This window comes from Paenibacillus sp. NPDC058071 (assembly GCF_042885235.1).
Lineage (GTDB): Bacteria > Bacillota > Bacilli > Paenibacillales > Paenibacillaceae > Pristimantibacillus.
This window is the reverse complement of sequence record NZ_JBHVSK010000001.1, coordinates 520,909-536,350: the sequence shown is the minus strand read 5'-3', so window position 1 is coordinate 536,350 and position 15,442 is coordinate 520,909. Positions and strand designations below refer to the sequence as shown.

Annotated in this window: 10 protein-coding genes and 2 CRISPR repeat arrays; all 10 genes read left to right on the top strand. The window is 46.5% G+C overall.

Features of this window, described 5'->3' with window-relative positions; all coding sequences use genetic code 11:
- The first annotated feature begins 103 nt into the window (after positions 1-103).
- The 10 genes from ACFVTB_RS02430 (at position 104) to ACFVTB_RS02385 (ending at position 14,118) form a co-directional block, all read left to right on the top strand.
- On the top strand, positions 104-781 hold the full coding sequence (locus ACFVTB_RS02430) for a response regulator transcription factor (RefSeq protein WP_387744587.1): 678 nt from the start codon (positions 104-106) through the stop codon (positions 779-781).
- Positions 778-2,193 (top strand): ATP-binding protein, encoded by a 1,416-nt coding sequence (locus ACFVTB_RS02425; RefSeq protein ID WP_387744584.1) that lies wholly within the window; start codon positions 778-780, stop codon positions 2,191-2,193. Before ACFVTB_RS02430 ends, ACFVTB_RS02425 begins: the two co-directional genes overlap by 4 nt.
- A gap of 106 nt (positions 2,194-2,299) precedes the next feature.
- Entirely contained in the window at positions 2,300-3,418 is a 1,119-nt protein-coding gene (locus ACFVTB_RS02420) for a Fe(3+) ABC transporter substrate-binding protein (protein WP_387744581.1), read from the top strand.
- Positions 3,418-5,073 carry an ABC transporter permease gene (locus tag ACFVTB_RS02415; RefSeq protein ID WP_387744578.1) on the top strand — a complete coding sequence of 552 codons (1,656 nt, stop codon included), beginning with the start codon at positions 3,418-3,420 and terminating at the stop codon, positions 5,071-5,073. Before ACFVTB_RS02420 ends, ACFVTB_RS02415 begins: the two co-directional genes overlap by 1 nt.
- Positions 5,070-5,732, top strand: coding sequence for an ABC transporter ATP-binding protein (locus ACFVTB_RS02410; protein ID WP_387744575.1), 663 nt, complete (start codon positions 5,070-5,072; stop codon positions 5,730-5,732). Before ACFVTB_RS02415 ends, ACFVTB_RS02410 begins: the two co-directional genes overlap by 4 nt.
- 228 nt (positions 5,733-5,960) lie before the next feature.
- A CRISPR array of direct repeats spans positions 5,961-6,592; the repeat unit is 32 nt; unit sequence ATTTCAATCCACGCTCCTACGTAAGGAGCGAC.
- A gap of 1,053 nt (positions 6,593-7,645) precedes the next feature.
- Entirely contained in the window at positions 7,646-8,929 is a 1,284-nt protein-coding gene (locus ACFVTB_RS02405; RefSeq protein WP_387744572.1) for an ABC transporter substrate-binding protein, read from the top strand.
- A gap of 65 nt (positions 8,930-8,994) precedes the next feature.
- Positions 8,995-9,936 carry a carbohydrate ABC transporter permease gene (locus tag ACFVTB_RS02400; RefSeq protein ID WP_387744570.1) on the top strand — a complete coding sequence of 314 codons (942 nt, stop codon included), beginning with the start codon at positions 8,995-8,997 and terminating at the stop codon, positions 9,934-9,936.
- On the top strand, positions 9,933-10,745 hold the full coding sequence (locus ACFVTB_RS02395) for a carbohydrate ABC transporter permease (RefSeq protein WP_387744567.1): 813 nt from the start codon (positions 9,933-9,935) through the stop codon (positions 10,743-10,745). The genes ACFVTB_RS02400 and ACFVTB_RS02395 overlap by 4 nt, the downstream gene beginning before the upstream one ends.
- Positions 10,746-10,834: 89 nt before the next feature.
- On the top strand, positions 10,835-12,577 hold the full coding sequence (locus tag ACFVTB_RS02390) for a cache domain-containing sensor histidine kinase (RefSeq protein ID WP_387744564.1): 1,743 nt from the start codon (positions 10,835-10,837) through the stop codon (positions 12,575-12,577).
- Complete coding sequence (locus ACFVTB_RS02385; protein ID WP_387744561.1) at positions 12,574-14,118, top strand: response regulator transcription factor; 1,545 nt, start codon at positions 12,574-12,576, stop codon at positions 14,116-14,118. The genes ACFVTB_RS02390 and ACFVTB_RS02385 overlap by 4 nt, the downstream gene beginning before the upstream one ends.
- Positions 14,119-14,269: 151 nt before the next feature.
- Positions 14,270-15,376: direct repeats of the CRISPR family, unit length 32 nt; unit sequence ATTTCAATCCACGCTCCTACATAAGGAGCGAC.
- Between the last annotated feature and the right edge of the window lie 66 nt (positions 15,377-15,442).

Below are 15,442 nucleotides of genomic sequence, written 5' to 3'. Positions count from 1 at the left end.
TACTCCAATCTGATGACAAAAATCAGGAACCTCATTGACTATGAGAATAATTATCATTTATCATAACCTTAATTAATAGGAACGGATCAGAAAGGAATATGGGATGAAACGCATTTTATTGATAGAAGATGAAAAGAATTTTGCTCGGTTCATGGAGTTGGAGCTCCAACGCGAGTTATTTCAAGTAACGGTTGCTGCTGACGGTCAGTCTGCTCTTGAGTTAGCGTTGAATGAGAGCTGGGACCTGATTTTACTGGATCTAATGCTGCCGATCATGGACGGCATTGAAGTGTGCAAACGAATTCGTGAGGTAAAAAAAATGCCGATCATCATGATTACCGCGAGAGACAGCGTTACCGATAAAGTGTCTGGACTCGACAGCGGCGCAGACGATTATATCGCCAAGCCGTTTGCAATCGAGGAATTGTTTGCACGAATTCGCGTTGTGTTCCGCAGGCTGGAGGAGCAACAGGAGGAGCAGCGAACGCTGCTTGTTTCCCATGATTTGAGTGTGGATGTTGAAGCGAGAATTGTGATGAAAAACGGAGCGGAAATCGAGCTGACGAAGCGAGAATACGGACTGCTCGAGACGCTGTTGAAGTTTGCGAACCGCGTACTGTCGCGTGATGAGCTTCTCGATAAAGTGTGGGGCTATGATGCGGCTGTAGACAAGAATGTCGTGGACGTATACGTTAGATACTTGCGAAACAAGATTGATAGTCCCGGCCAGCCTAGTATGATTGAAACGGTTCGCGGCATCGGCTACGTGATTCGCAAATGAGCGGCAAATGGAGAGGCAGCATTGCCCGATTGCCGATCAAGTGGAAGCTGACGCTTTCCTCCGCATTCTTGTTATTGCTGCTTATGGTGATATACAACGCAATCCAATTTGCGTTTGTCGATCGCTGGATGGTGAAGGAGCAAGAGGCAAACGCCAAGGCGGATATGCGTGAGATTTTGAACTATTTGCTGGAAACGGAGCATACCTTCACGGAATCGGAAACCTCGACCATTCGCAACTATTTGGAGAGAGTTAACGATCGCAAACAGATGATCCGCATACTGGACGGAGAAGGCAGGCCAATCATTGAGGTGAAGGATGATTTCCCGGACGAGTGGCTCGATCGACATGAATACGCCTTGACGCAGGAGAAGGCCGAACGTTTGGTGATAGGTGACATGCTTGTTTATCGTAGTCCATTAACGATATTCGATTACAACGGAACGGTAGAAATTATAAGCAGTATGGATGAGTTTAGCCGTTTAAAGGCTGCGTATACGCGTGTTATGCTCTTTTGTTTGGCTGGGGCGGTCGTACTTAGCGGATTTGGCGGATGGCTGCTGTCCCGCAGGATGCTGTCGCCGCTACAGGCGATGAATGAAACGATTCGCAAAGTAAAGAAGAATGGATTGCAGGAACGGATGCCGCTGGACGGCCCGCCGGATGAATTGCATGCGCTGATGAGTCTTTTTAATGAAATGATGGAACAGGTCGAGCGTTCGTTCAAACAGCAGAGACAATTCGTAGAAGACGCCTCCCATGAGCTCCGCACGCCGGTTGCGATCCTGGAGGGGCACTTAGCCATGCTGAATCGATGGGGGAAAAACGATCCGGCATTACTAGGTGAGTCGCTCCAGATCTCTATGCATGAGCTTGGTCGTTTAAAAAGACTTGTCGAGCAACTGCTGTCGTTAACACGAGCCGAGCAAAAGACAATCGCCGAACACGAACTCCAAGCCTCAAGTGCTGTGGAAACGATCCAAAAGACGGTTCGGAACATGTCATTGCTATATCCTACCTATCGGTTTGAAATCGATACGACAGCGATAACAGGCGTTCAATTGGCGATAACCGCCGATCATTTGGAGCAGCTTCTGCTCATCGCTCTTGATAATGCAGTCAAGTATTCCGGGGAGGGCCGTGACATTTTGGTTTACTGTGGAACAGATGTTGCAGAACGTTTTGCATTGGTTGCCGTTGCTGACCGTGGTATTGGCATACCAGAAGACGAGCTGCCGTACGTTTGGAGCCGATTTTTCCGAGTGGACAAAGCAAGAGGCGGGGGGCAAGACGGTTTCGGACTAGGCTTATCCATTGCGAAGCAGATTACTGAACAATACGGTGGCGATGTCGCGATCGAAAGTGAAGAAGGCGTAGGCACGACGATAACGTTCAAACTGCCCTTCCATTAGATTGATGAGAAGAATTTTCATTTTCACAGCGTTTTCTCATTTTCGTTCGTTACAATACTGGTAATGAGATTCATTATCAAATAAAAGAATGAGAGGTAGCATCAAAATGAGAAAGAAAAACGCGATAGTGATGTTTATCCTGTTACTGGCGTTCGCCTTAGTCGTGTCCGGATGCGGTGCGAACAATGCGACAGGCGGTAATAGCAACAAGCCGGAAACGGAAAAGTCAGAAGGGAATCAGACATCCGGTGCGGGTAATTCCAGCGCTAAAAATCAGGTGGTAAATGTATATACGGCAAGGCACTACGATATCGACAGCAAGTTATTCGATGCGTTCACGAAAGAAACGGGTATTAAAGTCAATGAAATCAAGGGCACGGCGGAAGAATTGGTTGAGCGTTTGAAGCGGGAGGGCGAAGGCTCTGAAGCGGATTTGTTCATTACTGTAGATGGCGGCGTGCTAAATTATGCGAAGGAAAACAACGTTCTTCAACCGATAGTATCGGATACGATCAATAGCAACGTTCCAACAGAACTTCGCGACAAAGAAAACTACTGGGTAGGCATGGCGACACGCGCACGCGTTATTGTATATGCAAAGGATCGCGTAAAACCTGAGCAATTGTCTACATACGAAGATTTGACGAGCGATCAGTGGAAAGGCAAGCTGCTTGTTCGTTCCTCCTCCAGCTTGTACAATCAATCGTTGCTAGCTTCCTTTATTGAGCTCAACGGAGAACAAAAGGCGGAAGAGTGGGCTAAGGGCGTCGTAACGAACTTATCCCGTGATCCGGACGGCGGAGATCGAGACCAGGCGAAAGCAATCGTCGCCGGCGTTGGCGACGTCGCGATCATGAACACGTACTATGTCGGCCAAATGCTCGTTTCCAAAGATGCCGAAGAAGTAAAAGTAGCTGAAAACATTGGTGTTTTCTTCCCGAATCAAGACACGACAGGCACGCATATCAACATTAGCGGCATCGGTCTTGCTGCACACTCGAAGAACAAAGAGAATGCTCTGAAGCTCATTGAATTTATGACGAGCGCAGAAGGGCAAACGATGCTGACGAACGGCAGCTTCGAGTTCCCTGTCAATGCGGCGGCGGAGAAGCCGGAGTTGTTGCAGCAGTGGGGTCAGTTCAAAACGCAGCAAATCGACTTTGCCTCGCTTGGCCAGCATAACAAAAAAGCGACTGAACTGATGAACAAAGCAGGTTGGAAATAATGAAGAAGCCTTCCGTCATGCTGCGCGATACAAAGCGCAAGCTGAACGGTTGGATTGTAATAAGCGGAATCGGAGCCATCGCGGCTCTGCTTCCGTCTCTTTACATTTTAACCGGATTATTTCGGAAGCCGAATGAAAATTGGGCTCACATCCAGACCTACCTTTTAGCGGATTATGCGAAAGAAACGCTCATCCTCGTTGCTTGCACTGTTTTTTTTACGGTGATGATCGGTGCGATCCTGGCATGGCTCGTCGCAGCGTACGAGTTTCCATTTAGGCGATTTTTCGCATGGGGGCTTGCGTTGCCGCTTTCTATACCTCCATATATAGCGGCATATACCTATGGGAGCATGTTTAGCTATACGGGAAGCGTCCAGCGTTTTTTCCGCAATACGCTTGGCATGCAGGTCGACCAGCGATATTTTGACATCTTGTCCATGAAGGGCGCTATTTTTATTTTTACACTGTTTTTGTATCCTTACGTTTATTTGGTGACTAAAACGTTTTTGGAGCGCCAAAGCGCTGCTTTTATCGAAAATGCAAGGCTGCTCGGAAAAGGGCCGATCACAATCTTCTTTCGAATTGTACTGCCGCTTTCACAGGCGGCGATCGTCGGGGGCGCTAGTCTTGTTGCGTTTGAGGTGTTGAACGACTTTGGCTTAACGAAGCATTTTGGCATCCAATCCTTTACCGCTGCCATTTTCAAAACGTGGTTTGGCATGAATGACATCGATTCGGCTAACCGATTGGCTGCATTGCTCATGAGCTTAATGATCCTACTGCTAGTTGTCGAGAGGCTGCTCAGAAGAAGAAAAAGCTATAGCTCGCCAACCGGACGTTCAGCGCCGCTTCAGCGGAGAAAGCTTAAGGGGGCCGGTGCAGGAGCGGCGTTTACAATATGTCTCGTTGTATTTTCACTTTCATTTCTAATTCCGGTCATCCAGCTTGCAGTTTGGGCTAGTTGGACCTACGACGATGTCATCAATTCTTCTTTCTGGGTTTTAATCCGCAATACGATCGGGATTTCGCTGCTCGCTGTGCTTCTGCTCATCATATTTGCTTGCATCGCGGCCAATGCAAGTCGCTTTGATCGTTCCATATGGTCGCTTGCGATGACGAAAATGATCGGCATGGGGTATTCGATACCCGGCGCGGTCTTGTCGATCGGCGTGCTCGCCATATTTATTTCGACCGACGAAAGGCTTGCTTCCTTCTATAAGCTCCTCGGTTATGCTGAAGGCAAGCTTGTGCTGACGATGTCGCTTGTGATGCTTGTCTTTGCCTATATCGTCCGCTTCGCGGCGGTCGGCTTCAATGCGGTGGAGACGGGATTCGAGAAGAGAGGTATTCGGTACGCCGAGGCGTCGCGGATGCTGGGTCGCGGGCTTACCCGAACGTTTTTTACCGTTGATTTGCCAATGATTAAAGGGGCGGTGCTGACTGGCTTTCTGCTTGCTTTTATGGAAATCGTGAAGGAGCTTCCGCTCACGCTGCTGCTGCGGCCTTTTAATTTCGATACGCTGGCGACCAAGGCTTATCAATACGCGAGCGACGAGCAAATTCACCAAGCTTCCGTTCCGGCTCTTATCCTTGTCGCCATTGGAGTCGTATCGGTATTGATCTATCACAGAATAGGGGAGAGACAGTCCGCATGACGACGGCAAATTTCGTGAAATTGAGCGGCATTTCGTTTGCGTACTCGTCAGAGAGTGAAACGATTAGCCAATTTGATTTGACGCTTCGCAAAGGCGAGACCGTGGGTTTGGTCGGACCAAGCGGGTGCGGCAAAAGTACATTGCTGCGGCTCATCGCCGGGTTAGCGGCTCCGGCAGCAGGAAGCATAGAGATTAACGGAAAAAAGATGGTGGACGAGAAACGTTTCGTGCAGCCGGAGAAACGCGGCATCGGGATGGTGTTCCAAGATTATGCGTTGTTTCCGCATATGACGGTAGAGCAAAATGTACTGTTCGGCTTACATCGTTTGTCCGGACGGTTGCGTACACAACGCTTGGAAGAGATGATGGAGCTTGTGCAGCTTGAAGCTTACCGCAAACGTTATCCGCATGAGTTGAGCGGGGGGCAGCAGCAGCGCGCTGCTTTCGCACGATCACTCGCACCAAAGCCGGATTTGCTGCTTATGGATGAGCCATTCAGCAGCTTGGATGCCGATCTGAGGGGAGAGATTCGTCTGCAACTAAAGGAGATTCTGCGGAAAGCGCAAATGACCTCGATACTGGTCACGCATGACAGCGAGGATGCACAAATCATGTGCGACCGTGTCGTTCGGATGGCCCCGCATGTTTCTTTTTCATAATCGTAGAGGGAAATGGGATAGGGGAGAAGGAAGTGTTGTCGTTCTATTGAGACATAAGTGTTACGTTAACGAAGTCGCCAAAGAGGTGACTTCGTTTTATTTCGGGGGGGAAGCATTTGTTTAGATCTAAAGATAAGTAATAGAAAAGGATGCGAGCGGTAATAAGAAGTAACGCTTCTACGTGAGGATCTACTACTCATTATCTGATCTCAAAACTAGATTTAATCTATTTCAATCCACGCTCCTATGTAAGGAGCGACGCTTCCGGCTAGCGCAGAAACATATCAATTAGCAATTTCAATCCACGCTCCTACGTAAGGAGCGACGAAAAATCAGCTAGAATCGATAAAAGATACAAATAGATTTCAATCCACGCTCCTACGTAAGGAGCGACCCCTGCCAACCCTTCAGTAATGCCGGGAAGCGAATTTCAATCCACGCTCCTACGTAAGGAGCGACGCTGGCGTAATGGCGGACTTCCCGCAAGCGACTGAGATTTCAATGCCACGCTCCTACGTAAGGAGCGACAAGTAACATCGGTCTTATTGCCTAAACTACCGATATTTCAATCCACGCTCCTACGTAAGGAGCGACGTTCGGGTACGCCTATAGACACCGGAATACCAAACGTATTTCAATCCACGCTCCTACGTAAGGAGCGACGCTTATGGGTCACCGACACCCCCCCCTCATATAATTTCAATCCACGCTCCTACGTAAGGAGCGACGAGAAGGAAGCGATAGAATGCCTACCGCTTAATATTTCAATCCACGCTCCTACGTAAGGAGCGACAAGTACAAACCGCAATTATTGGTTTGCTAGGTGGGATTTCAATCCACGCTCCTACGTAAGGAGCGACAGCGAGCAATTTCGACCCTTGTAGGACAAGGGTTTGCAAACGCTTTAGTGCGAGTGGCATAGAAAAGTTGCTACGGAATGTAAGTAAATGTAAATAAAACCCCCGAATCCCGCTCCAGACGCAGGGTGCGAATCCCCCAGGGATTTCATGTGCGCTTCACATTCGCACCAGCCTCTTGTTTCCTACCAACAAATGGTCGAGTACTCTATGTTCAACTATCATTCATTATACACTTCCCAGTATCTTACTGCTAGAATAGAACGTCGCAACGCTCAGTTTGGTGTAAACTGAGTTGTCGGCTGAACTTTGAAATTCATTGCACCGGATTAAAAAATAATAATGGACTATAATAACAATTTTTGTCTCTACACCATAATCAGTGCTTGACCCTCATATTAGTGAGGTCTGAACCAGAAGTGACCGTTATAGCAAGACTTTGCATTCGAAAAGAAGGAGTGATGGTTTGAGCCAAGCCCTGATTTTCGGTATTGAGCCTAGTTAATGGACAGTAGTGACCGTTAGCGTCGATTATTCGAAAATTCGGCTCGTTTATGGACATTATTGTCCCTAAGCAAGGGATAGGGGCGGAGAATAGCATGAAATCATCTTCTAACGGTCACTAGTGTCCTTAAAAAAAGGAAATAGGCTTTGTTTTTTGCTCTAACGGTCAGAATGGACCGCTTGATGGATACGATAACGCTGCTGTCCATGTGACCATTAAAACACTCCTCTCCACAAGCTTGTCTTGTGGATCGATTGAGGCGGGTTGATCGCACAACCATCTTACGGAAGGTAAAGGACACGCAGCTTTTCCCCTCGCTTCATGTCAAGAACTGATTTCGGTTTTGAGCACAATTTTGTATCATGAAACAACTCAGCGCACATTTCGTCTACTTGCGGTTTCAGTCTACAACTGATCAGTCAACTATTAATAGCGATCGAAAAATATAGCGCTTTGACTGTAGATTTAGTACATATGTAAACGTTATCACGTGTGATAAATTTGTTTTTGTAACGGATACAGCAACATAAAAAGGGAGGCACAAGCAAGTTATGAGACTTAAAACGGTAAGTGCATGGGTAATGATTCTGGTTCTCTTGGTTACAGCTGTTGGCTGTTCCCAGAGTTCAGATGGTAAGACGGATTCGGCCAAAGGGAATGGTGATTCAGGCGACAAGATCAAGCTGACTGTATATAGCTCCACTACAGAGCAGTCCGCACACGAAGTATTAAGAAGCATTGTTGATGAGTACACGCAGCAAAACCCTAATATCTCAGTTGACCTTCAATTTCCAGGTACTGAATATGAAAGCATCATGAAAGTAAAGATGGCAGCTAATGATCTGCCGGATATTTTCGATACACACGGATGGGCTAAAGTCCGTTACAGCAAATACTTGGCTGACTTGCGTGACGAGCCTTGGGCTGCTGAAATGACAGATACGATCAAGCCCGTTGTAACCGACGACACTGGCAAGGTAAACGTGCTTGTGCTTAGCGAAGCGAAGGACGGCCTGACGTACAATGCAGATGTATTGAAAAAATTCAATATTCCGGTTCCTAAAACTTATAAGGAACTGCTAGATGCAGCTGAAAAAATTACGAAAGAGAGCAATGGTGAAGTATCCCCGTTCTTCATGTCCGGTATCGATAACGGTTCCGTAGGCGGTTACTTGGATCTGTTTGCTTCCTCGATGTTCATCAGCCATAAACAAAATGATGAGCAAAGCTTGCTCGATGGAACCTTCGACTGGAACAAGTGGACGCCATTTGCACAGATGCTGCTTGATCTCAAGACCAAGGGATACGTTAACGTAGACGTACTGACAGCTAAAGGCAGCGACTTGCCGCAGCGATTTGCGCAAGACAAAGTAGCATTTGTTATCGGCGGCCCAGCTATTGCGGATGATGTTCATAAGCTGAATCCAAATACAGAAATCGGCATTATGCCGCTTCCAGCTATCGTTGATGGAGACGAGCCAATCCTGATTGGCGGCGAGCGCTACTCCTTTGGTGCTTGGAAGGATGGGAAAAACCTGGAAGAGTCCAAAAAGCTGATTGCTTTCTTTGCTCAACCGGAAAATCTGGCCAAAGTAGCCAACGTATCGAAGCTGGCAGCAGGTTTGAAGGGTGTTACGACGGATCACGAGTTCTCCAAGTACTTTGATGAATATGCAGATGTTCGTGTATTCCCTTACTTTGACCGCGTTTACCTGCCGAATGGCATGTGGGATGTACTTTGCAAAACAGGAACAGCGCTGCTCGCAGGTGCTGTAACACCGGAGCAATTCTCCGAGAAAATGAAGCAAGAATACGAGCGTTTGCGCACGAACTAATAGTGGGGAACAGGGAGGCTGATCCCTTCCTGTTCCTATACTTTATTTGCTAAGGGGTAGATGGAATGGCAGGTTTTAATCAGGCAAATTCTGCTGAGGTGTACGTTCGTTCGAATAAGGGAGGGCGATTTAGACGTTTTGTTCGCAGCGGAGCTGCTATAAATCTTCTTTATCTGCCGGCGCTCATCTTATTCCTTGTGTTTATCGTATATCCTTTTTTGAAAGGTATTCAAATATCGTTTACCAACTGGAACGGATACAACCAGGATTATAAATGGATCGGTTTGCAAAATTATAAACGAATGTTAAATGACCCAGATATCGGCAAGGTCATTACAAATACACTTATTTACGGTGTGGGCAGCGCGGTATTGCAAAATGTTATCGGTTTGCTGTACGCACTATTTTTGAATTTAAGCTTCCGTATGCGGGGCGCGGTTCGAGCCGTTATTTATATGCCGGTAATAGTAAGCTCCTTGATTATGGGCTACATTTGGTACTTCTTCTTCCAGTATGATGGCGGGGCTATTAATGACATTGTGCTGTTGTTCCAGGACAAACCGGTGAATTTACTCGGTGATCCGAATTTGAATGTATGGTTGATTACATTTGTTAATACGTACCAGTACCTTGGTATTGCGATGGTATTATTTTTAGCTGGTCTGCAGACCATTCCCAAAGAGCTTGGGGAAGCTGCTACAATTGACGGCGCAGGACCATTCAAACGTTTTGCGAATGTCACATGGCCGTTATTGGCGCCTGCTTTTACGATCAGTATGGTTATCAATCTAATCGGCGGTTTGAAGCTATTTGATGTCATTACAGCGTTGACGAACAGCGGGCCGGGATATTCATCGGCTTCCATGTCCACTCTGATGTACCAGCTCTATTTTGGGCGTGAAGATGCAGGTTATGCAGCTTCTATCGGTATTTTAATGTTTGTCATTATCTCCATTATCAGCTTGGGTTCGCTGCTGTTTTTACGCAAAAGGGAGGTCGCAGCGTGAGCAAAAAAATAGGGCTTTCCATCATTTCGATTTTTATCATCGGCCTTCACATTTTACCGTTTTATATTCTAATCACAACTTCGTTTAAAGAACTGAATGATCTGAGCTCAAAATGGGTTTTGCCGAACTATTTATATTTGGACAACTTCATTAATGCATGGACTAGCGCTAACCTGGCAACGGCCTTCAAAAACAATATTATTGTGACCGTGATCTCGATCGTACTAATCGTTATTTTGGGATCTATTGCGGCTTATCCGCTGTCTCGCAGACAAACCTCTTGGAATAAATTCGTATATTTACTGTTCATTTCAGCATTAATTATTCCGCCGCTGACCAGCTTGGTGCCATTGTACAAATTCATGGTGGATCTGGGCGGGATGAATCAATACTGGGGAATCATCACACTTCATGTTGCGTTTAACTTACCAATGACGGTCTTCTTGTACGCGGGCTTTATCAATACCATTCCGAAGGAATTGGATGAAGCGGTAATGATCGATGGCGCAGGTCAATTTAAGCTGTTCTATAAAATCATTTTGCCTTTGCTTAAGCCGATTACAGCAACCGTTATTATTCTTCATGGGGTTTCGATTTGGAATGACTTCCAATTCTCACTGTTCTTCATGCAGAAGACGGATCTTAGAACGATTTCTGTAGCCTTATCCAGCTTCTTCTCTGAGGGCGGCAATAAAATCAGCTGGGTGGCAGCGGGTTCCTTGATCAGCGCACTTCCAATGGGCATTATCTACTTGTTCCTACAGCGTTACTTCGTTGCAGGGCTGTCCGCAGGCGCTGTTAAGGGATAAGCGAGCATATTTTTATCAACTTTATTCCGGGCAAGATGCTAGAATAGATAGCAGACTATCAGATGAACCGGATGGGGGGAGTCGGACAGATGCGATCTATTCGAGTTAGATTGACTATCTTGTTCCTTGCAACTATTGTATTTCCCGTTGTTGTTATTATTATTGCGATCCCATCCTACTACCAGCAGTTAATCGTAGATAAGGAAGCGACACAGACAGAGAGGACCTTGATCTCGCTGAACTATGGCATTGAAACCTATCTAGACGATCTGGAGCGTATGACGATTGCACCTTATATGGATGATGAAGTCATGTGGGCGCTTAAGCTGAAAGCGTCTTCCTATAAATACGAGAGACTGACGCCTTATGAGCAAAATCAGGCTGAACGAAGTCTGTCGTTTAACTTGCCGAACGCACTTAAAAATATGCGCAAGGACATTCTCGGTACCATTCTTCTTCCAATGGATCATTCCGTATATATGGCTTCGTCTAACGGTTATTCTACTAAAATTGTTGAGGGATTTCCGTTCGAAGCTCAAGACTGGTATAAGCAGGCGATACAGCAGGATGGCAAGGTTGCTTTTATAAGCGTACACAAGCAGGATTATATCCAAGGGGAAGAAACAGAAGTGTTTTCTGTGGCCCGGCTTATTAAAGACCCTGACTCGCAGCGTCCGTTAGGCGTCATCATGGCGGATGCCCATACAGGCGTGCTTGAAAAAATGATCAAGGGAATTAAGCTTGACCGTGAGGTCATTGCAGCTATTATGGACAATAAAGGGAAGCTGATTTACGCCAGCAGCCCTCTTGATCAACACACCCTTGATCAGTTGAATGACGATAAACTAATGGTTTCATCTTCCCAAGAAAAATATCGGGTGGTCGGTGAAACCATAAGTCGCTCTGATTGGCGTATCGTTGTCTTGTTTCCGGAATCCGTAACCCAGAAGCAGCTTCAGTCCATTTATTTAGTAGGGGGAATTGTTGCTGTTGCGGGGTTGGCCGTCTCACTGGTTCTGTATTTTACGGTGTCGCACTGGATGGTGACTCCATTCAAGCGCATGGCACAAGTGATGAAGCGGGTGCAGCGAGGCGATCTCAAAGCATCTTATCCTGTTCACGGCAATGACGAGATCGCTCAATTGGGTCAAAGTCTGAATACGATGATCGTGCAGCTCAGTGAGCTGATAGATAGCGAGTTCCGTGCTGTTTTGGGACAACGAAATGCAGAATACAGGGCGTTACAATCCCAGATTCAGCCTCATTTTTTATACAATACGCTTAACAGTTTTATTGGCTTAAATCGTGCCGGCCAAACTGCCGTACTGGAAAGAATGATTCTGTCATTAAGCAGTATGATGCGTTATACGTTGGAGCAAGATGACTGGGCTACATTGAAAGAGGAAGTTGCATTTATTACAAGATATTGTGATTTGCAGCAAATGAGATTTAATGAGAAGCTCGACGTCAACATTTATGTTAGTCCCGACATACCAAATATTCCTATTCCTAAGCTGTTGCTGCAACCCATTGTGGAAAACGCTTTCGTTCATGGAATCGAGCCGAGTGCGAAAAAATGCCTGCTGTCCATTCATATTTCTATCCAACCTGGGATGGATGAAGATGAACGGATGAGCCAATTCGTTATTCGAATATCTGATGATGGTGCAGGCTTTAATTCGACAGACAAGCGTGAAGGTGTAGGCATGAAAAACGTAAGAGAGAGGCTGCAGCTGGCTTATGAAGACTCATCTATAGAGGTGTATACGGTATTAGATCAAGGCACAGACGTTTTCATAAAAATACCGTTCAAGGACGTGAACAACGAATGAAAATGGTTATTGCTGATGATGAGAGTCTGGTTCGGGCAACACTGAAAAGCATGGTCAAGGATATGGAAGCGTCGTGGCAAATTGTAGGCGAAGCGACAAACGGCGAAGAGTTGCTGGAGATGATTGAATATTACAAGCCGAACATCGTGATTTCTGATATTCGAATGCCCAAAATGGATGGTCTTGAGGCAATCCGGAGGGGGAAAACGATTTCTCCAATGACCAGTTGGATCATCCTCAGCGGTTTTTCGGATTTCAGTTATGCTCAACAGGCGCTCACCATGGGCGTCTCTGATTACTTATTGAAGCCAATCGATCCTCTAGAATTAGAGAAGACGCTTAATCTTATCTACCGGAATAATAAAGAATACATCACGCTGCTGAATCGACAGTTTGAAAATAATGTATTTGCACTGTGCCATGGCTTAACTTCATTGAAGCAGGAAGAACGCAGTACGATGTTTTATCAAGGGGAGTTCGTTGCATGGACGTTCCACTTCGATCAGGCAGAATTTGAGTTTGGGAATTCAAGTATGCAGCAAAGCTTTTATGAAGAACTACGATCATGCATGGAGGAGCAGCTGGCTTTTGGCATGAACTTGGCGCTGCTTGCATTGCCGAGCGGTGACCTGGCGGCGATCGGGGCATGGGACTCCGGGAAGGATGCTGGAGCAAGAAGAAGTGTATATGGCTTTTTCGAAAAATTAGGCCCGATTATTGAGCGTTATCAGAGTTCGAATTGCTATATAACGGTGATGCAAACTGGTGATTGCGAGGGGTTCGAATCTGTCTTGCTTCGGCTGGAGGAGCTTCAGAATTGGGCGGAATTGCGGTCGGTATGCGGCATTGGTAAAAATCTGGACTATGAGGAGCTCAAGCGTAATGCAGCAGATGAGGGGAAAATGGAAGCAGCCCGTTTGTTGTGCGCATGCGGTCTATATGCTCAAGAGGACTTGTACTTGAATTACAATAATACGGTCAATGAACTGGAAAAGCGGCTGAAACAAGCTGAATGGCTTGCCGGTGCCAATACTCATGCGATTTATGTGTATAGTACGGTGATATTAAGGCGGACAAAGGGGGATTACCAGGCTCTGCCTTTGCATGAGTATGGGGAAGCAAAGCTTTTTGTACAGAAGCTCATGCAGGAGTTGAGGCAGGGCGGTGAGGAGGCGCTGCGCGCAAAGAGTGTGAAAAGCAGCGAATCAGGAGACATCGTGAAGGAAGTCATCCGATATATTGAGCAATATTATATGGATGATATTGGGGTCGGCCAAATCGCGGGACTGTTGAATGTATCGCCCAATTATTTAAGCGGTCAGTTTCATAAAAAAACCGGTATCATGTTCGTCAAATATTTGGTCCGCATTCGAATGCTCAAGGCGAAGGAGCTCTTGATGGACACGAATCTTCAGGTCAAGCAGGTAGCAGAGCAAGTAGGCTACCACAGCACACGCCATTTTACGAAGCTATTCATCCAATCCTTCGGCAAGTACCCTTCTGATTTCCGGAAAACCAGCAGCGTTGGGGCTGAGATGTAAACGGTTTGAATGGTTTGGACTTATAACAAAAATCAAACAAAGCCGTTCCAATTCTTCCTGGAACGGCTTTTTGACGTTTGCATTGATTCCAAGTCATGCTCCCGGTGTAGGGAGCGACTGGAAAAACACAAGGCGATTATACCTTTGACGTGTTTCAATCCACGCTCCTATGTAAGGAGCGACCATATCAGCATCCGTGAAAAAAAGACGAACAAAGAATTTCAATCCACGCTCCTACATAAGGAGCGACTGTGATCGCCTCTGCTGCATTGCGGACTGCCGGCGCATTTCAATCCACACTCCTACATAAGGAGCGAAGGAGCGACAGTTCCGATTCGTTAGATACTTTTGCATTTATCGTATTTCAATCCACGCTCCTACATAAGGAGCGACCAGCGCAGACGCAAACGCCTATAGCAAAGGTTACAAATTTCAATTCACGCTCCTACATAAGGAGCGACTGAGAATTTACGCTACTCAGGTAGCCTTCCAATGATTTCAATCCACGCTCCTACATAAGGAGCGATTTGTCCAGCAATATCTAAACCCGTTCCGTGACGCATTTCAATCCACGCTCCTACATAAGGAGCGACATGTCTAATCGAGAATTAAAGGATTACCAAACAATTTCAATCCACGCTCCTACATAAGGAGCGACTTTGCAGATGACGGCCGACCGATCGATATCAGCATTTCAATCCACGCTCCTACATAAGGAGCGACCATAGAGGCAATACCTGCGATGATACATGACGAGATATTTCAATCCACGCTCCTACATAAGGAGCGACCCTCGAAATTGTGACCAACGTGCTGTGCTTCGATATATTTCAATCCACGCTCCTACATAAGGAGCGACGTTTCTGTACTATGCAAGGCGAAAGGAGTTGGAAATTTCAATCCACGCTCCTACATAAGGAGCGACTGACCATATGCGACGTCCGGTAGCGACTGCCGAAATTTCAATCCACGCTCCTACATAAGGAGCGACCTGCACGAGCGTCTGCCCTAGCCGCAGCGATGCGAAATTTCAATCCACGCTCCTACATAAGGAGCGACATTGATTTTTGCAAATTAGTACATGTGCGGAAGGTATTTCAATCCACGCTCCTACATAAGGAGCGACTCTCACGGAGGGACGCTATGGGGGCTGGTGCAAATTTCAATCCACGCTCCTACATAAGGAGCGACGTTGCCATACGCACCTCCTAAAGCAATGTCAGCGAATTTCAATCCACGCTCCTACATAAGGAGCGACACGGAAAAATCATACATTTGAGGTGAATTAATCGTATTTCAATCCACGCTCCTACATAAGGAGCGA